This window comes from Caldisphaera sp. (genome assembly GCF_023256325.1).
GTDB lineage: Archaea > Thermoproteota > Thermoprotei_A > Sulfolobales > Acidilobaceae > Caldisphaera.
The window spans coordinates 123055-141358 of sequence record NZ_JAGDXI010000006.1 but is presented as its reverse complement, the minus strand read 5'-3'; the positions used below and the strand labels follow the sequence as shown (position 1 = coordinate 141358).

The window sequence follows — 18304 nt, the reverse complement described above, 5'->3', positions numbered from 1 at the left end:
GAACCTATGATGTATAGAAAGCTAAAAAATGTTAATAAAGAAGTATCAGAAATAGGAATAGGGTTATGGTCTTTAGTTTCTAATGAATGGGGTATTGCAAGCAATTCGGAGAAAATATTAAAGTATGCTTATGAAAAAGGAATAAATTTCTTCGATACTGCTGATATCTATGGAAAGGGAAAAGGAGAGGAATTGTTAAGTATATTTAAAACTAATAGAGACGATATAGTTATTTTAACTAAAGTAGGGTATGATTTATTAACAAATAAGAGAAGATTTGATTTGGATTATCTGAATAAAGCAATTAATGATTCGTTAAATAGACTGAAAACAAGCTATATAGATATACTAATGCTTCATAATCCAACTATGAATGTAGTAACTAATGAAAAGATATTTGAATATCTAAAGGATCTTAAGAAAGAAGGCAAAATATTGAGTTATGGAATCTCCTTAGGTCCAACATTAGGTTGGAAAGAAGAGGGTTTAAAAGCTATAGAAATTGGTTATGAAAGCCTAGAACATATATATAACATAATAGAAAGATATCCAGGTGAAGACTTTTTAAAATATGAAAATATTGATCATTTTATTAGAGTACCTCACGCAAGCGACGTACTAAATGAAATGAAATGGCCAATACACTATGACAGTAAATTACACAGAAAATTTAAAGATATAAATTGGATTAAAAAAGGGTTACAGGGGGCAGAAATATTAAAAGAAAAATTAAAAAATTATATGCTGTATGAATTAGCATTAATTTTTATATTATCAAACAAAAATGTTTCATCTGTTTTACCAAATATAATATCTATAACAGAAATAGATAAATACATTAAAATTAATGGATTAGAATTAAAAACAGATGAAAAAATAATTATCGAAGAAATATACAACAATTACTTTAAGGATTTAAACCAAGAAAGCATCGAAGAGACGCAAAAATATAAATAATTATTTTGTCCTATTATGATAAAAATAGAAAATAGAAATGTCATAGAAAATTTTAATGAAACCTCCTGCAAAGAATGGCAAAATCAATAAACCATTTTCTAAAGCTATACCATCTAAAGGAGATCCAAATAAAGAAGAAATGCTTCTAAAAGTATTTGATATAGAATTAAATGAGACTCTATATTCTCTCTTAAATATTTCAACAATAAAAGCTTGTCTCGTCGGTACATCCATTTGAGACATACTTTGTCTTAGCAATAAAAACATAGCACTTATCCAAAATGATGAAAAAATAGGTATCATTATTAAAAATACATTAGATATAAGATGGGTAATAACCATCGTTCTAAGATTTCCTAACCTTTCCGCTATCAAAGGTGCTAATAACAAAGAAATAGCAGTAATTATATTCACTGCCGTAAAAAGTGGACCCAAAATTTTTAATGATATTCCATATCTTAAGTTGAACCAATAAGCTACTATTGATTGTACTATGAATCCACCTCCTAAGGCATCAGTAGAAAATAATGCTGTAATTAAATAAAGATCTCTTTTAGCTTTTTTATCAAAATCTTTTAATGAAAGTCTTGTGCTTTTATCTTCTTTGTAATTAAACTTAACATAATTTATAAAAATTATTAAACCTCCTATTCCATACAATAAATAAAATATTTTAAAGGAGAATATATCATAATTAAAATAAGCCGGTATTGATGATGTTAAGGCTCCTAATGAGGAAAAAGTATAGCCTAAGAAATTATAAATACCATATGCTCTATTTACAAAGCTTTTATCTACTAAATCAGGCAAAATACCTGCTTCAATTGATTGGAATGGACCAGTCTCAGTTCCGGTTGTACTTATATTTCCTATAAACAATGATAAAAAAATTAAAAATATTGAAGAAGATATAAATAGAATAAATCCTGATATAGAAAAAAGCAGACTAACTATAAGCAAATATGTTTTAATATTTATTTTGCTCCTAAACCAAGTCAAAATCAAATTTTGAACCACATTACCTAATACAATAACAAATATGGAAATTCCTATTAAGAATGGTGAAAATCCTAAATATTTTAGATAAAATGGTGTTAAAATTGATACGATTCCTGACAAAAATACTCTTATTGATTTGCTCATTAAAATTCTTGCAAATCCTATATTCATAGCGACACCAGTAAAAATATTTCTTTCAAAAATAAATATCTTATCATTTAAATTATTTAATTAAGAATATATGAATTATTAATATGTATAGTTTATAATTATATTGATAGATAAAATCTTATAAGTTAAGTATTAGTATTTACTAAAACTTAAAACTTATAAAAATAATATAAAATCGGTGAGAAAAATGACAATAAAGGTTTGGATTGAGCCAAGAGAGAATTGCATAGCAGACATGGTATGTGTTAGTTTGTGTCCAGACGTATTTCAGATGAATGAAATTGATGGCAAGGCAGAAATTGTTAATAAATGGAGAGCAGATGCAGATAAGAAAGAACAAGGATCAAGAAGTGAAGGTACAGTAGGTGATGAGTTACAAGATTGTGTTGATGCTGCTTCTCAAAGCTGTCCTACGCAAATAATACATTATAGTAAGGATGGGCAACAAATACATTAAAGAATAAATTTATTGTATAGGTATACTTTGTTGAGTTTTTATTTTTTCTTCAATTATATTTTGTGTTTTACTAGGTCTCATTAACGACAATATTATTGATATAACAAGTAAACCAAAAGAAATATGATAAGCATATGATTGAGCTGCTAAATAACTACTAGCTGTATTAATATCAAGTTTAGTGCTTAGTGTGCCTACAAATAGCTGATAAACTATTGCAGGTGGTAGCTTGCTTGCTACAGCGGTTAATGCTACAGCAAAACTCAATATCATGCCTGTATTCCTAAAAGTAGATAATATTCCAGACGCTGCACCATATTTACCTTTGGGAGCACCGGACATCACAGCACTTGTATTAGAAGGCCAAAATAAACCTCCTCCAACTCCAAAAATGCCTTCAGTAAATGCAACATACCATAAGGATGTTGACGAATTCATAAAACTAAGCATTAATATAGCTGCTGCTTGGAATGCTAAACCTAAAGTGCTTATAATTCTTGCACCATATTTATCAGTTAACCTACCTCCTATTGGGCCTACTATGGCATTAACTAATGCCATAGGTATTATTAGATACGAAGCTGTTAAAACGCTTAACCCAAATATACCTTCCAAATAAAATAATAATAGAAAATTGACAGCAAACATAGCTAAACTCTGAATTGTAGCTGTAAAAGTAGAAGCGCTAAACATTTTATTACCAAAAAATAATTTCAAATCTATGATTGGATCTATGGCATATTTTGTTTCCCATATGATAAAGAATATAAAAGGAAACGGTGATAGTATAAATGATGCAATTGTAGAGAAATCATGCCAGCCATATAATAGGCCATTCGTTACCCCTAATTGTATTAATAATATTCCTAAAGTAAATGCTATAGCAGCTGCTATATCAAACGATTCCTTTGTATTATATGCCTTAGTTTCTTTTAATGTCCTCCAAGCCCATATAGTTCCGAAAATGCCTATCGGAATGTTTATTAAAAATATCCATCTCCAACTGGTATATGTTATTATAAAACCTCCTAATACTATCCCTAAAATGTTTCCGGTTGCCCAAACTATAGAATTTATGCCAAAAGCTTTGCCTCTTTCATTTTGTGGAAAAGCTGTTGATATTATAGCTAAAGAGTTAGCTATCATCATAGCTGATCCTATTCCTTCTATGGCCCTATAAATAACTAATTGAATTCCGTTTAATGATAAAGCTGCTAACAAAGAACCTATAGTAAAGACTATAAATCCAAGGTTGTAGATTTTCTTTCTTCCATACATATCTCCCATTCTTCCAAGGCTTAATACTAAACTGGTGCTTGCTAACAAATAAGCTATAACTACCCAAACTATTGTAACATAATTTGCATGAAGATCTTGAGTTATAGGAACTAGAGCTAATAATACAACCGTGCTATCTATAGCTGACATCAGTGATCCAACGCTTGTGACAGATAATGCTTTCCATTTATATTCCATTATCTCCCCTCGGTATATTTAACTTAAATAGACTATATATATTTTTTCTATATATGAAATTACTACTTTAACCTTTATGCGAGTAATCTATTAATAAAGATCTTTATAAAAAAATTAAATGTTATAAATTGCAACTGATTTAATGTTTTAATTTTATTATTTAATAATAAATTATTCTCATTGTAACTGATCTAAAATTTTTTGGTATTTATCCTTATTACAAAATTCAAAGTTTTCTTTTTCAAATCCATTAATTTCATTTAGAATTTTTTCTTTTTCATCAATAGAAATTTCTGCATATGCGAATACAACAGTATTTTCTTCTTGGATATGAGAATCTAAAATTGTGATTAGGTCTAAAAGTTTTTGATCTATTGTTTTTAATGCAACCATATTCAAACTACTTTCTAATTGATTTTCAAGATTTTCAATGATCCTATGTTGGTTCATCATTTCGTTTGCCAAAGATGCTTCTTCTCCACCCTTATTTATTAAATATGGAAAAATGAATTTTTCTTCTTTTTTATGATGGCATTTTGAAACAAAATTGCTTAAAATAAAAAGAATTTTACTAATTTTTTGCAAATTTTTCTTGTCATTTAAATTGTTTTTATAATTTTTTAAGTAGTTGTTTAGGTTTGAAATAAAAACATGTTCATCTTGTAATTCTAGGGTTACTGCTATCAATTTTAACCCTATTTTATTTAAAAAACAAAAATTTTATATCTTTATGAAAGAAATGATTTTAAAGGGTAGCAATAAATATAGATTTGAGGGCCCGTAGTCTAGTTTGGTTAGGACGCCGCCCTGACGCGGCGGAGGTCGCCGGTTCGACTCCGGCCGGGCCCATATGACATGTTATTTTAATTTTTCTTTGTATTTGAAAAATAGTAATACTTATTTATAATAAGTCCTATGAAAAAATTTAAATATTTAGAGAACAACTGTTCTCTAAGGTGAAATTATGTCTGAAAATCTAATCAGAAAAATTGATTTGGCAAAATGGGGTAAAATGCATTGGTATATTTTCTTTTCAACATCTATAGGTTTCTTTTTATGGGGGATAATTAATACTTTGGGATACGCATTTTTTCCAACATATCAAAATATATATTATTTGATTGTTATAGCAGCTATTCCATTGTTAGGAGATTTAATATTAACGAGAATATCCGATAGAATTATGGGTAGAAAAAAGACTTATATAATAACTATGGGTCTTTATGGCCTTGGTAGCTTGATAATTGTTTTAGATTTATTATTTATAAAAGGATTACTACAAATGGTACTATTTCTATTAGGTTATGGGATATCTATGTTTGGAGTTGAAGGAGAGGTTCCTATAGGGCTATCATTGCTTGCAGAACTTACTCCTGTTAAATATAGGGAAAAAATATTAGTTCTATCTCCAAATTTCGAAAATATTGGCGCGGCAATTGCCGCAGCTATAGCTTTGTCTGTTTATTTCATGAAAAACTCATTTATAATAATGGGTATATCAATAGCTATAATGGCTATAATAGGATTGATAATTGCTATAATGTTGAGGCTTTTAATGCCAGAATCTATTAGATGGCTAACAGCAAAAGGAAAAATTAAAGATGCAGAAAAAGAAATAAGCAAAATAACTACTAGCCAAGAATTAAACGTTAAAGAAAACTTTTTATCATCTAATATAGGACTAAAAAAGAGGTTTTTGTTTTTAACAATTTGGAGTTTGGCAAACTACTTAACTTGGTCCTTAATGGCTTTTGTTTTAGCGGATTTTTACTTTAAAGGATCTTCTCTCATAGAAGTTATTTTATGGGCTAACCTTGGGGCTAGCTTTGCAGGATTATTAATTGGTCCAATAATAGATAAAATTGATATGAGAAAATATACTTTTATTTCATTTTTAACTGCTACAATTAGTTTTCTACCTATATTAGCATATACAATTTTTAACTTTAAGTCATTGTATTTATTTTATTCTTTGACATTTATTAATTTATTTTTCATAACTATGACATGGTTTGTTAGAACAATTTATGAACCAACTTTATTCCCAACAACAAATAGGGCATTTTATATAGGTATAGTTAGAGGAATAGCTATGACAACATACACTATATCAACTTATTTAACTTCATCACTTCCATTATGGGGATTTGCTATATATGGTATGGGGTTTCAAGGACTTGGTTTAATAGCTTCAGTATATTGGATTAAAAGAGGTGAGGATGTCAGATACAAAAGTCTCGATGTTTTATCTAAAATCAAATAATATATAAAAAATATAGAAAATACTTTACAAAATATTGTAAAACTAGACATCCTTTGCATAAAACATTTTAAATTATAAAATTTTAAGATATTGTATAGCTAATTCTAAACATTAAATGGTGCTCTAGTGATAATGTATTAATAAACATATCTCTATGTCCCTATTAGCAACTTAAAAAGAAAACTAAAAATGTAGGACATTGATAATTTGATTAAGAATGAAAGTTGTTATCTGTACGAAACAAAATTTACCTCATAATCATTATTTATTATGGAGACGAAGATGCTAATTACTACTTAGAATCAATTGAAATGAATCCATATTTTTAGTAAGATAATAAGATCAAAAATGAGCAAAATCCATTTTAATCCTTCCTAGATTCTTAATAAATGGGCCGTGGTAGCTCAGCCTGGTGGAGCGCTGCCCTGGTAAGGCAGAGGTCCCGGGTTCAAAGCCCGGCCACGGCTTTTATTATCACATTTATCTTCGCCAAGATAAAGTCCATTAAGCCTTATTCTTTGATAATATATTATTATAATGAAAAAATAAAGAGGTAAGTCAAGAATATTAAATAAATATTTTATTTTTAGAGACATTTTGATACTTATATAGAGCTATATGAATAGAAATTTAATTATATTTATTGTTAAATTAGGAAACTAGATCAGAACTATGATTCTCAGCTTATTTCTAATATAATTTTGTGAACATAAAAAATTATGGGCCCGGGGGGATTTGAACCCCCGACCACAGGGACCCGATTCGGGTGCTTATAGCATACCCCGCATCCTGCCAAACTGGACTACGGGCCCTCAATAAATTAATATTGTAAACAATCTTAAAAAACTTACCTAGAATTGATTACTTTTGATTATTATTAAAGTTTTACCATAAATTTTAATGTTTTATTTATGAAATTTAATTAAATAAAACTCAATCTATAATGAAATTTAATTAATAATTTTAATATATGTTTTGTATTCTATGTTTTTGATAATAAATACTTTAAAATTATCATACCTGATCCATCTTTAAAACCATGTCTGTATTAGTTGGCGGTAAATCTTCTTTACTGACAATAAGATCAATAAGAATTGCTTCATCTTTTTTAATTTCTTTTAATGCATTATCAATATCATTATCATTATTAACTCTAATTCCCTTAATATTAAATGACTCTGCGAGCTTTACAAAATCAGGATTATTTAATACTGTGCCATAAACTCTACCAGACTTATTTATAACTTGCTTCAGATATAAAACTCTATAAGAATTATCGTTAACAACTATTATTTTTATGTTCAAATTTTCATCTTTTATTGTTTGAAGTGATTGAATGCTCATTAAAGCTTCTCCATCGCCAGCTATTGCAACAACTTCTCTATCTGGATTTGCAATTTTTGCGCCTATACTAGCTGGTAAAGCAAATCCCATTGAACCCAAGTTCGTAGCTGCTATGAATCCTCCAAACTCGAAAACCTTAATATAATCATACGCATATAATATGTGTGTTCCTTGACCTCCAATAATGATTCTATTCCTTGGTAAAATCTTGTTTAACTCATAGAAAAACTTAGCTGGATTAACCTCATTATCATATTTTCTCTTTAAGGTTTCGTTTATAATTTTTTCCCAATCGTTTTTATAATTTGATATTTCTTTTTCCCAATCCTCATTTTTTAATTTCTCATTTTCTAACTCTTTAACAAGGTTTTTTAAAAATTCTAAGGGATCAGCTTTTATTGACTCATAATAAGAAGGTCGTATTTCTGAAGAAGGATCTAAAGAAATGACAACTATACTATTATGTGGAGTTAGGTTATATCCATAAGTTGTTATATCATTGTATTCATTACCTAAGACCAACAAATAATCTGTTTCTTTCAATACTTTGTCTGCTAATAAAGATCCTCCTCCATAACCAACTCTTCCTAAACATCTATAATTGTCTTCTTCACATAAACCTCTGCTATTTCCTGTTGTTATTACATATCCATCAACAATTTCTGATAATTTATAAACATATTCTCTTGCATCCTTGTAATTAACTTCGCCCGAAACAAGTATTAAAGGTCTCTTGCTCTTTTTTATTTCTTCTTTAACTCTAATAATATCATCTTTATTTATTTCTTGTGATCCTTTAGTTAGCATTGGAAAATTTTCTTCTATATAAATTTTCTTATTCCATAAATCTTCCGGGACTTCTAATACAACAGGCATAGGAAGCCCATAAAATAAATTATTAATGGCTTCGTTAAATATAGCATAAAATTTTTCTGGTTCATCAATGTAATAATGTTTTAATCCTAAAGCTTTTGATATGGCTTCTTGATTAATTTCAAGCCATGAATCTGTATCTTTTAGTCTTTTCTTTACACTTCCCGAAATTAAAAGGAGTCTAGATCTATCTTTCATTGCTATTCCCAATCCTGTCAATGAATTAAGGAAACCTCCTCCTGCATGAACTACAGCTGCAGCTGGCCTTCTTGTTGTTCTATATTCTGCATCAGCTGCGGAGATTGCTATACCTTCATGCCTTACTGTTATTTGCTTTATTTCATTTTTATATTCATAAAGCGCGTCATAAAAATTTAAAACTGTTGTACCTATTATACCATAAACTCTTTTAATTCCAGAATTTATTAAACCTCTAACTAATGCCTCAGAAAGTTTAATTTCTTCCATTTTAATCACTGTTTACAACATTTTCTGGCTTTTGCCCCATTAAAACTCTTATAACATTTTCCACAGAAACTTTTATTATTCTCATTCTAGTATCAGTATTTGCACCTGCTATATGAGGCGTTAATATTAAATTAACATTAGGATCTGATCTGAGTAAAGATACTAAAGGATCATTTGAATCAGGAGGTTCTTGAGGAAAAACATCTACGGCAGCTCCTCCTATTATACCATTTTTCAAAGCGTTTGCTAAGGCATTATTGTCAACCAATTCTCCCCTTGCAGGATTAATAAATATCGATCCAGGTTTCATAATTCTAAATTCTTTCTGGGAAATCATATTTTTGGTTTCATTAGTCAAAGGTACATGTATTGAAATAATATCGCTGTCCCTAAGCAATTGACTTAACTGTTTATAAGACACGTTTAGATCTTTTTCAGTTTTTTCATTCAGTCTGTATTTATCATAGTAAAGAATGTTAACATTAAATGCATTTAATCGTTTTGCTAATTCTTTGCCTTGCCTACCCATTCCGATAATTCCCCATGTCTTTCCAAATAAATCATAAGTACCTATATCCATTAACTCCCATTGCAACCATTTCCCTTCTCTAATACTATTTGTTGCTAAGAAAAGTCTCTTTAACAAAATCAAGGCAGCAGCGATTGTATACTCAGCAACAGATAAAGAATTTGCAGATCCTATATTAGAAACAGGTATTCCCTTCATTTTACATTCCTCTACGTCAATATGATCAAAACCAGTTGATGGTTGTTGAAGCAATTTTACTCTATTTCCAAACATATCACAAAGAGTTTTATCAATTTTAATTTTCATTGTATGATCTCCTATAACAACGTCAGCATTTTTTAATGAATCTTCTATTTTTCTCAGATTTGAAGTATCTGAAAATACTTCTATATTTACTCTTTTCTTAAGCATGTTTGCATAAGGTTCAAACAAGGATTGATAAAATGCCTTAGGGAGAGGCCCAAATGCTACTACATTATAAACTTCTTCTAACACTCTCTCACCGTATAATATTAAGGTATAAGAGATATAAATCTGTATTCAGCAATTAATACATTAAATTAACAAAATAATACAAATATCTAAAAACTTTAAATCTAAAGTTGAAAGAGGTCAGAAATGAAGATACTCTACGCATCTTCGAGTGTTGGATTAGGGCATATAACAAGAGATTATCATATAAGTAATTTTATCAAAAGTAAAATCTACTGGCTTACATCTGGAAACGCCTTGAAATTTATCAAAGATAAAAAAGAAAATTATGTAGAAATTTCTGATAATTTAAATAACTTAGGATATTATATTGGCAGTATGATAAAAAACTGTAGAGTAAAAATTAATCTATTTAACTCTTACAAATTATATAAGGCTGTAAAAAATAATGCTAATCTTATTAAATCGTATGTTAATTTTGATGATTATGATTTAATAATAGCTGACGAATTTTGGGAATTTATGTTTATGGATATTCCAAAGGAAAGATCTATCTTTATAACAGATTTTACTAAAGTGAGTTACAACACTAAAAGTTATTTTGAAAGATTTATAATACCGAAGCTAAATAATGGACTTAGAGATAGAATAAAAAGAAAATTTACATTAGCAATTAACTTAAGCATTTGGGATAATGATAATGAATTTCTAAATTTAGGCCCATCGTTTACAAGTAATTTTAATAATTCTATTAATTCAGAAGATAACTATATATTAATCAATATAGGAGGAACGAATGCTGGCATAGTTATAGCAGAAAAATTGAAGGAAAAACTAGAGGAAAAGTACAACGTAAAGATAATCGGTTCTGATAAGTATTTCAATTCAAACCCTTCAGATTTAATTAGAAATGCTGAAATTATAATTAGTTTATCTGGTTATGGAAATATAATAGAATCAAATGTATTAAAGAAGAAAACTATATTTGTTTACATAGATAATCACTTCGAGCAAATAGAAAATGCTAAAATTATGATGAATAGAAAAGGTTTTCGAGTATATTCTTGCAAAGATGTTTTAAAAATTAATATATTACATGAAATTGAAAATTTAAAAAAAGAAAAAATACAACCATTAGAAATAAAAGATTCTGCCATAAAGGTTTCAGAAATAATAAATAATTTTTTAAATAAGGGCAAATAAACTTAAATAAGTATAATAAAAAATTATTAACATACATTGTATTCAAAAATATAATTCTCAAATATAAAAATAAAGATTGGTGAGGATTTTGGGCATAACAGAAGAAGGTCTTGTTGGCATATTTTATGAAATGATAAAGACAGCTTCAACAAGCATACCAGCAGATGTATATGATGGTTTAAAAAAAGCGTATGAAAGAGAAACTAATCAAGGAGCTAAGAAACAGCTAGAAGCGATTTTGCAAGATATAGAAATTGCTTGTAGCAAAAAGGTTCCAATTTGTCAAGATACAGGAACCCCTTACTTTTTTATAGAAATGGGTGAGGATTTTCCTATAAGGGCTAAGATCTATAAGGCAGCATCAGAAGCTTTAAGGAAAGTAACAAAAGAGGGCTACTTAAGGCCAAATGCTGTCGATCCATTTTATAAAAAGAACAGCGGTGATAATACAGGAAGATACATACCTTGGATGCATTTTGATCTTGTAGAAGGAGACGATTTAAAAGTTTGGTTTATGACTAAGGGAGGAGGAAGCGAATTTCCTTCAACTTTAATAATGAGTGAGCCGATAGAAGGCTTTGATAAATTAAAAAGAGGAGTAATTGATACAATAGTTAAGTTCGGACCATTACCATGTCCACCGTTGATTATAGGCATATCAATTGCTGCAGGAGGCGATATAGCTATGACATTGGCGAAAAAATCATTGCTTAGACCTATAGGAGAAAGGAATTCAGATCCAAACCTAGCAAAGATGGAACTAGATTTATTGAATGAAATAAACAAACTAGAATTAGGGCCACATGGATTCGGTGGACAATTAACTGCATTAGATGTTAAGGTTGATTATGCATATAGGCATCCAGCATCTTTTGCAATTGGCATAGTTACAAGCTGTTGGGCAACAAGAAGATCTTCAGCAATTATACATAGCGACGGTTCTTGGGAATTAACAAGCAAACACATACTATATAATGGAACAGGATGCACTATAGTGAGGTGATGCATATGGTAAATGAATATCATCTATCTACCCCATTAACCGATGATGTTGTGAAAAAATTAAAGATCGGAGATATAGTTTATATATCTGGCATTATGGTAACTGCCAGAGACGAAGCGCATGAAACTGCTTTAGAGATTTTAGAAAAAGGTGAGAAATTACCTATTGATCTAAAGGGATTGGTTTTATATCATTGTGGACCTGTAGCCATTAAAAAGGACAATAAATGGCAAATAGTTGCTGCAGGACCTACAACAAGTATGAGAATGGAAAGTGTTGAGGATAAGTTTATAGAAAAAACAGGAATTAAAATGGTAGTAGGAAAAGGTGGTATGGGCAAAAAAACTGCTGAGGCTATGAAGAAGTTCAATGCAGTTTATGCTGTTTTTACAGGAGGTGCAGGAGCTCTTGCTGCTGAAAGAATTAAGGAAGTTAAAGATGTTTATTGGCTAGACAAGCTCGGAGTTCCAGAGGCCATGTGGGTGTTTAGAGTAGAAGAATTCGGACCTTTGATTATTACAATAGATACTGAAGGAAATAACTATTATGAAATTAGGCTCAATGAAGTAGCAAAAAATGCTGAAAAAATTAAAGAAAGTCTTAAAGAATATAAATGGACATAATAATATAAATTATCTAAAATTTTTTAATACCCTTTTAGTATCTATTTTTCTCTGAGACAAAATGAATTGCCATATCAAAACAAGAACAAAAAATAGCTCCAAAAAATCAATCGCTCAAGCTTAGGTGGTTTTATGATTAATTTTATTTTACAAACAGTTGTAATTATGGCTCTCTCAATAATAGTTTCATATATTATAAGTAAGCCTATTTCTTTATTTATAAAGTACGAAAAAGAATTACCAAATAAATATTTAAACAAAATTGAAAGTGCTTTATTCAAAATATTGGGTATAGACAGAAATATTTCAATGAATTATAAACAATATTTTCTTTCTTTAATAATTTTAAATTCTATATTTATTATTTTTGATACAATTTTTTTAATGTTCCAAAATAAATTGTCATTTATTGGGCCCAAATATCCTGGTCTGAGCTTTGATTTAGCATTTAATACAGCAATATCATTCGTTACAAACACAAATCTCCAACATTATATTGGGGAATTAAGTTTATCGCTAACTTCCCAAATGCTAGTTATAATAACAACAATGTTTATTGGTCCGTCATCAGGGCTTGCCTCATCTCTAGCTTTTATTAGAGGTTTTTTAAGAAAAAGTAATAGCATTGGCAATTTCTATGTTGACTTTATGAGATCATTAATTTTTTTAATTTTACCGATATCTATAATATCTTCTATTATATTAGTTATTCTTGGAGTTCCTCAAACTTTTTCACCATTTTATAATATTAGCTCTATAACTCATCAGATCGTTTATACTGGCCCTGTTGCATCTTTGGAAAGTATAAAACTTTTGGGAAATAATGGAGGGGGCTTTTATGGCTCTAATTCAATAAATCCATTTGAAGATCCATCAAACTTATCCAACTTTTTCGAAATGTTTTTAATGCTAGTATTTCCATTGGCTATTCCATTAGCTTTTGGAAATCTTTTAGGTAAAAAAAGGGGTCTTACACTTCTAGGATCCATATTAGTTAGCATGATAATAATAATTGTATTATCTGAAATACTCAAGCCTATTGGTTATATAAGTTATCGATTTGGAAACTATTCGGGTATTTTATTTAACAGTATATCATTACTAACTAATACAGGTGCAATTGATGCATCATTATTTTCCATGTCCTCAAGCGCTATTATAGCATTTCTTTTCTCCATGTTCATACAATCAATACCAGGTTCTATTGGAACCGGATTCATGTACCTAATTGTTTACGTATTATTGACTTTATTTATATTAGGGCTTATGGTAGGAAAAATGCCTGAATTTATTGGAATGAAAATATCCCCGAAAGAAGTCAAGTTATCGGTTTTGGTTTTTTTGACACATCCATTAATAATATTATTGCCAACTGCTATTGCTTTATCTGCTGGGTATGCAATACATATTTTAGGCAATATTAATTCATATACATATACAGAAATATTATATGAGTTTACTTCTGCTGCTGCTAATAATGGTTCCTCTTATTTAGGTAGTCTAGGCAATACCTTTTTCTTTAATATATCTACCGCATTAGTCATGTTTATTGGCCGTTTCTTACCGATAGGGTTAATGCTAGCTATATCTCAATCTTTTTCACTTAAGGACAGAAAAGCTGGTTTAGAGCCTTTACCCACGCAAGGTATACTTTTCTTATTGCTTTTAGATTTTATGATATTCCTTTTAGCAGTTTTAACATTTATTCCATTTGTAATAGTAGGACCTCTTTCGTGGTGATGTAAATGACAGAGTCTATTAGATTCCACGAAAAATATAATTTTAGAAAAATTTTCTTAGATTCAATCTATAAGCTGAGTCCAATTTATCTTGCTAAGAACAACCCTGTGATGTTTGTTGTTATACTTGGTTTTTTCATTACAGCTATAATGTTAATAATACCAGGTCAAATTCCAAAATATGAAATCAACTTTTATTTAGCAGTTTCCCTAACGTTATTTTTTGCTGTATGGTTTTCTACATTTTCTGAAGCTTTTTCAGAGTATGAGGCAAAGGCAAGAGTCGATTCCTTAAAGATATTCGAAAAAGAAATTATTGCACATAAAATCACGAATGATCATTACATTGAAGTTAAATCCAATTCTCTAAGGCAAGGTGACAGAGTTTTAATTAAAAAAGGTGAAATTGTTCCAACAGATGGATTTATAATAGATGGATCTGCATATATGGATGAATCTATGATAACTGGAGAATCTGAACCTGTTTATAAAAACAAAGGAGATCATGTTATAGGAGGAACTAAAGTTATTGAAGGAGAAATAAAAGTAGAAATAACGTCTGAAAGAGGTAGGAGTTTTGTAGATAAAATGATTTCATTGGTTTCGCAAGCAAAAAGGCCTAAGTCACAAAGCGAGATATCTTTAAATATATTGTTATCAGGTTTATCATTAATATTCTTAATAGTTGCAGGAACTCTTTATTATATATTAAAATCTTTAGGCTATACCTACGTTAATATCGCATTAATAATTGCATTGCTAGTTGCTCTAATGCCTACAACAATTGGGGGCTTATTACCTGCTATCGGTATAGCTGGTATATCCAGACTTACAAGAGATAATATAATAGCAAAATCAGGAAAAGCAATAGAAGCAGCAAGCGATGCTGATATAATATTACTTGATAAAACTGGAACTATAACAGAAGGAAACAGAGCTGCTATAGAATTTATACCTTTAGACAATTTTGATGTAAGATGTGTTGCTATTACATCATATTTATCTTCTTTTAATGATAATACTAGAGAAGGAAAATCAATTATAGATTTAATAGAAAGCATGAAGATTGAAATTCCAGACAAAATAATTGATATAACTTTAATGTCCAAACCTATAGAATTCAACATAAAAAATAGGTATTCTGGCATTGAAATTTCAAATCCATCAAAAATAATGGATTATATTAAAGACGAAAAGATTTGTATGAAATTCATGGAAATCCTAAGAGAATATGCTACAAAGGGTGAAAACATTAAAATATTAAAAGGTTCTGTAGACGCTCTTCTTCCGCGCATTGATAATATTAATAAAGAAGAAATAGAAAAAATTGTTAGAGATATTGGAGAAAAAGGAGAAACACCGTTACTTTTAACAATTAATACTAAAGCTGTAGGAATTATAGTATTAAAAGATAGGATTAAAACAGGTATAAAACAAGTTATATCAGATCTAAAAGTTATGGGCATAACGCCAATAATGGTAACAGGGGATAATCCTATAACCGCTAAGGTAATAGCTAATGAAGCAGGAATAGACCATGTTATATCTCAAGCTAAACCTATAGATAAATTAAATAAGGTTGATGAAGAACAAAGGAAAGGTCATGTGGTTATAGCCATGGGGGACGGTACAAACGATGCCCCTGCATTAGCTAAAGCTGATGTAGGCGTGGCAATGAACTCTGGGACAAGGGCTGCAAAAGAAGCTGCTAATATGATAGATTTAGATTCCAATCCTTCTAGAGTCGTAAAAATTATAGAGTTAAGTAAACAGCTTTTGGTAACAAGGGGAGCAGTTACAACATTTAGCATAGCAAACGATATATCAAAATATTTTACTATATTACCTATGATTCTAGTATTAAATAATCCCAAAATAAGTTATTTGAACATACTCCATTTAACAACTCCGGAAACAGCTATTCTTGCAACAATGATTTTTAATGCAATTATTATCCCTGCCTTAATTCCATTAGCTTTAAGGGGGGTAAGATATAAGCCGGAAAATCCAAGAAAAACATTTATAAAAAATTTCTTAATTTACGGTATAGGAGGTGCTTTATTACCATTTATAGCTATAAAATTAATTGATATGTTATTGGCTATTTTAATGGGTGTTAAATGATGGTAAAGCAATACATTCTAGTACCGATAGCAATTTTTGTTTTCTGTTTGATATTGTTAGGCTTAGTTTATCCATTAATAATTAGAGGGTTTAGTCTTGCATTTAAAAACAAGGCTGATGGGAGTCCAATAATAATAAATAAAACAATTATTGGATCCTATTTAATTTCTGGATATATAAATAATAGTGCATTTTTCTGGCCAAATTACAATATTTCTTTTGCTTTTGGATACGACCCGTATATTACAATCAATCAAGCACTAAGCCAGATTAATAGGATAAGCAACTCAACAGGAATATCAAAACAATTCTTGAAAGAACTGATATACAAGAATTCATATCAAATAGAAGAAGAAAACTTGTTTTTATTTTCTCCAGGACAAAGAATAGTTAATGTAATGGAATTAAATGAAATATTAATAAAAACCTATCCAAATATTTATAGTAAATATATAGGTGAAAAATAATGGGAATATTAGATATAATATTTATTGGTTTCTTATTAATATCAGGTTTCGTGTTGCTAAGAGCAATGTTAAAATCGTAATTTAAAGTTGATTTTTAAAAATTCTGTCTAACTTTTGTTTTATAAATTCTTGCACTTTTTCCTTAATATTTTCCAGATGATTGGCCATACTCAAACTTTTTTCATATACTAACAATGATACTATTTCTTCATATGTTAACCCCCTTGATTGCAAATAGAAAAGTATGTCGTCACTAACCCTATATTGAGCTGATTTATGTGTAGCGGAAATTACATCTCCAGTTTCAATTTTCATCATTGGCATAGTATACGCTCTAGCCGAATTCCCTAAAATTATAGCCTCAACAATAAAATTAGACCTGCTCTTTCTTCCATCGTAAGTTATTATATCAGTTCCTCTAACTGATGATAAAGAAGAATCAAACGCAAATCCTAAGCCTGAAACATCGCTATCTGAGTTTCTGCCTACTTGTATTGTATCTATTATATTATCAACTCTTGAATTTTTGTAAGATAATGTAAGTGATTTATGATTAAAAATAGAATTATCAAATAAAACGACTTTTTCTTCTATTCTATTCATTAATGTTGGTGTAGAAAATGTCATTGAATTCATGCTGGCTTGACTATATATTGCTTTCCTTATTAAATAGGCTGTTGGATATTTTATTTCAGGATCAAGAAGTATAGCAAGGTTTGATTTAGAGTTTTTATGTGCATTAATTTCTATAACACTACTTCCTGGAGATTTTCTACCTTCATAAATTAATAAAGAGACGTTAGAATTTTCCTTTATATTCACAATAAGGTGTTGCGAGACCCACCTTTCGCTTATTGGATTACAAAAAGATATAGCATATTCTCCTGAATCTAAGTTAATTTCATTAATCTCATTTAAGTAGTAAAAATGATATGAAGCAAGTTTACTTTCCTCAGGTTTAATAAGTTTGGGTTCGTATGCCTTATTAGAATTTCCGCAAGGACCTACTATAAAATCGAATTTTCCATTTGGTTTTTCAAATTTTAATTCTCCCTGTTTATTTAGTATCTTTTCATATTGGCTCCAATCGGTATAATATTTCGTAGTAGGAGAGTCTCCAATGTCTTGCCATTTATGCTTTTTAATGTTTTCTATATTAATCTCAAAAGAATTCAT

General features: G+C 29.3%; 15 protein-coding genes and 3 tRNA genes. 11 read left to right on the top strand and 7 right to left on the bottom strand.

What is annotated here, in order from left to right; all coding sequences use genetic code 11:
- The first annotated feature begins 6 nt into the window (after positions 1–6).
- Positions 7–957, top strand: coding sequence for an aldo/keto reductase (locus Q0C16_RS00950; RefSeq protein ID WP_367117869.1), 951 nt, complete (start codon positions 7–9; stop codon positions 955–957).
- Here Q0C16_RS00950 and Q0C16_RS00945 read toward each other — a convergent pair whose 3' ends face one another.
- The gene (locus Q0C16_RS00945) at positions 958–2127 is read right to left on the bottom strand and encodes an MFS transporter (protein ID WP_292319162.1); all 1170 of its coding nucleotides are present in this window, start codon (positions 2125–2127) and stop codon (positions 958–960) included. It abuts the gene before it with no gap.
- Positions 2128–2314: 187 nt separating this feature from the next.
- Between Q0C16_RS00945 and Q0C16_RS00940 the strand changes: the two genes are divergently transcribed.
- Positions 2315–2584 (top strand): ferredoxin, encoded by a 270-nt coding sequence (locus tag Q0C16_RS00940; protein WP_292319161.1) that lies wholly within the window; start codon positions 2315–2317, stop codon positions 2582–2584.
- A gap of 9 nt (positions 2585–2593) precedes the next feature.
- Here the strand turns inward: Q0C16_RS00940 and Q0C16_RS00935 are convergent, their stop codons facing one another.
- Together Q0C16_RS00935 and Q0C16_RS00930 are read right to left on the bottom strand one after the other, a co-directional pair.
- Positions 2594–4060 carry an MFS transporter gene (locus tag Q0C16_RS00935; protein ID WP_292319160.1) on the bottom strand — a complete coding sequence of 489 codons (1467 nt, stop codon included), beginning with the start codon at positions 4058–4060 and terminating at the stop codon, positions 2594–2596.
- A 177-nt stretch (positions 4061–4237) separates the two neighbouring features.
- On the bottom strand, positions 4238–4747 hold the full coding sequence (locus tag Q0C16_RS00930; RefSeq protein WP_292319159.1) for a hemerythrin domain-containing protein: 510 nt from the start codon (positions 4745–4747) through the stop codon (positions 4238–4240).
- A gap of 87 nt (positions 4748–4834) precedes the next feature.
- Between Q0C16_RS00930 and Q0C16_RS00925 the strand changes: the two genes are divergently transcribed.
- From Q0C16_RS00925 to Q0C16_RS00915, 3 genes are all read left to right on the top strand, one after another.
- Positions 4835–4909: transfer RNA gene (locus tag Q0C16_RS00925), tRNA-Val, on the top strand.
- Positions 4910–5024: 115 nt separating this feature from the next.
- Positions 5025–6323: an MFS transporter gene (locus Q0C16_RS00920; RefSeq protein WP_292319158.1), complete on the top strand. Its 1299-nt coding sequence runs from the start codon at positions 5025–5027 to the stop codon at positions 6321–6323.
- Positions 6324–6716: 393 nt separating this feature from the next.
- Positions 6717–6790 (top strand) — tRNA-Thr (locus tag Q0C16_RS00915).
- A 253-nt stretch (positions 6791–7043) separates the two neighbouring features.
- Here the strand turns inward: Q0C16_RS00915 and Q0C16_RS00910 are convergent.
- The 3 genes from Q0C16_RS00910 to Q0C16_RS00900 form a co-directional block, all read right to left on the bottom strand.
- Positions 7044–7135, bottom strand: a tRNA-Pro gene (locus Q0C16_RS00910).
- A gap of 202 nt (positions 7136–7337) precedes the next feature.
- Positions 7338–9008, bottom strand: coding sequence for a thiamine pyrophosphate-binding protein (locus tag Q0C16_RS00905; RefSeq protein WP_292319157.1), 1671 nt, complete (start codon positions 9006–9008; stop codon positions 7338–7340).
- Between the two features lies 1 nt (position 9009).
- Positions 9010–10032 carry a 2-hydroxyacid dehydrogenase gene (locus Q0C16_RS00900; protein WP_292319156.1) on the bottom strand — a complete coding sequence of 341 codons (1023 nt, stop codon included), beginning with the start codon at positions 10030–10032 and terminating at the stop codon, positions 9010–9012.
- A gap of 123 nt (positions 10033–10155) precedes the next feature.
- Here Q0C16_RS00900 and Q0C16_RS00895 point away from each other — a divergent pair, with 123 nt between their 5' ends.
- From Q0C16_RS00895 to Q0C16_RS00870, 6 genes are all read left to right on the top strand, one after another.
- Entirely contained in the window at positions 10156–11172 is a 1017-nt protein-coding gene (locus Q0C16_RS00895; RefSeq protein ID WP_292319155.1) for a glycosyltransferase, read from the top strand.
- Between the two features lie 88 nt (positions 11173–11260).
- Positions 11261–12175 (top strand): fumarate hydratase, encoded by a 915-nt coding sequence (locus Q0C16_RS00890; protein WP_292319154.1) that lies wholly within the window; start codon positions 11261–11263, stop codon positions 12173–12175.
- 5 nt (positions 12176–12180) lie between these two features.
- The gene (locus tag Q0C16_RS00885; protein WP_292319153.1) at positions 12181–12798 is read left to right on the top strand and encodes a FumA C-terminus/TtdB family hydratase beta subunit; all 618 of its coding nucleotides are present in this window, start codon (positions 12181–12183) and stop codon (positions 12796–12798) included.
- A gap of 132 nt (positions 12799–12930) precedes the next feature.
- Positions 12931–14538: a potassium-transporting ATPase subunit KdpA gene (locus Q0C16_RS00880; RefSeq protein ID WP_292319152.1), complete on the top strand. Its 1608-nt coding sequence runs from the start codon at positions 12931–12933 to the stop codon at positions 14536–14538.
- A gap of 5 nt (positions 14539–14543) precedes the next feature.
- Positions 14544–16661 carry an HAD-IC family P-type ATPase gene (locus tag Q0C16_RS00875; protein ID WP_292319151.1) on the top strand — a complete coding sequence of 706 codons (2118 nt, stop codon included), beginning with the start codon at positions 14544–14546 and terminating at the stop codon, positions 16659–16661.
- A complete protein-coding gene (locus Q0C16_RS00870; protein WP_292319150.1) occupies positions 16661–17128 on the top strand; it encodes a potassium-transporting ATPase subunit C in 468 nt (155 codons plus the stop codon). The genes Q0C16_RS00875 and Q0C16_RS00870 overlap by 1 nt, the downstream gene beginning before the upstream one ends.
- 81 nt (positions 17129–17209) lie before the next feature.
- Here Q0C16_RS00870 and Q0C16_RS00865 read toward each other — a convergent pair whose 3' ends face one another.
- Positions 17210–18304 carry a SufD family Fe-S cluster assembly protein gene (locus tag Q0C16_RS00865; protein WP_292319149.1) on the bottom strand — a complete coding sequence of 365 codons (1095 nt, stop codon included), beginning with the start codon at positions 18302–18304 and terminating at the stop codon, positions 17210–17212.

Excerpts from the sequence above, each read along its gene's own strand:
- Q0C16_RS00950 (WP_367117869.1), top strand. The coding sequence starts at position 7 with ATGATGTATAGAAAGCTAAAAAATGTTAATAAAGAAGTATCAGAAATA.
- Q0C16_RS00945 (WP_292319162.1), bottom strand. The coding sequence starts at position 2,127 with ATGAATATAGGATTTGCAAGAATTTTAATGAGCAAATCAATAAGAGTA.
- Q0C16_RS00940 (WP_292319161.1), top strand. The coding sequence starts at position 2,315 with ATGACAATAAAGGTTTGGATTGAGCCAAGAGAGAATTGCATAGCAGAC.
- Q0C16_RS00935 (WP_292319160.1), bottom strand. The coding sequence starts at position 4,060 with ATGGAATATAAATGGAAAGCATTATCTGTCACAAGCGTTGGATCACTG.
- Q0C16_RS00920 (WP_292319158.1), top strand. The coding sequence starts at position 5,025 with ATGTCTGAAAATCTAATCAGAAAAATTGATTTGGCAAAATGGGGTAAA.
- Q0C16_RS00905 (WP_292319157.1), bottom strand. The coding sequence starts at position 9,008 with ATGGAAGAAATTAAACTTTCTGAGGCATTAGTTAGAGGTTTAATAAAT.
- Q0C16_RS00895 (WP_292319155.1), top strand. The coding sequence starts at position 10,156 with ATGAAGATACTCTACGCATCTTCGAGTGTTGGATTAGGGCATATAACA.
- Q0C16_RS00885 (WP_292319153.1), top strand. The coding sequence starts at position 12,181 with ATGGTAAATGAATATCATCTATCTACCCCATTAACCGATGATGTTGTG.
- Q0C16_RS00880 (WP_292319152.1), top strand. The coding sequence starts at position 12,931 with ATGATTAATTTTATTTTACAAACAGTTGTAATTATGGCTCTCTCAATA.
- Q0C16_RS00875 (WP_292319151.1), top strand. The coding sequence starts at position 14,544 with ATGACAGAGTCTATTAGATTCCACGAAAAATATAATTTTAGAAAAATT.
- Q0C16_RS00870 (WP_292319150.1), top strand. The coding sequence starts at position 16,661 with ATGGTAAAGCAATACATTCTAGTACCGATAGCAATTTTTGTTTTCTGT.
- Q0C16_RS00865 (WP_292319149.1), bottom strand. The coding sequence starts at position 18,304 with ATGAATTCTTTTGAGATTAATATAGAAAACATTAAAAAGCATAAATGG.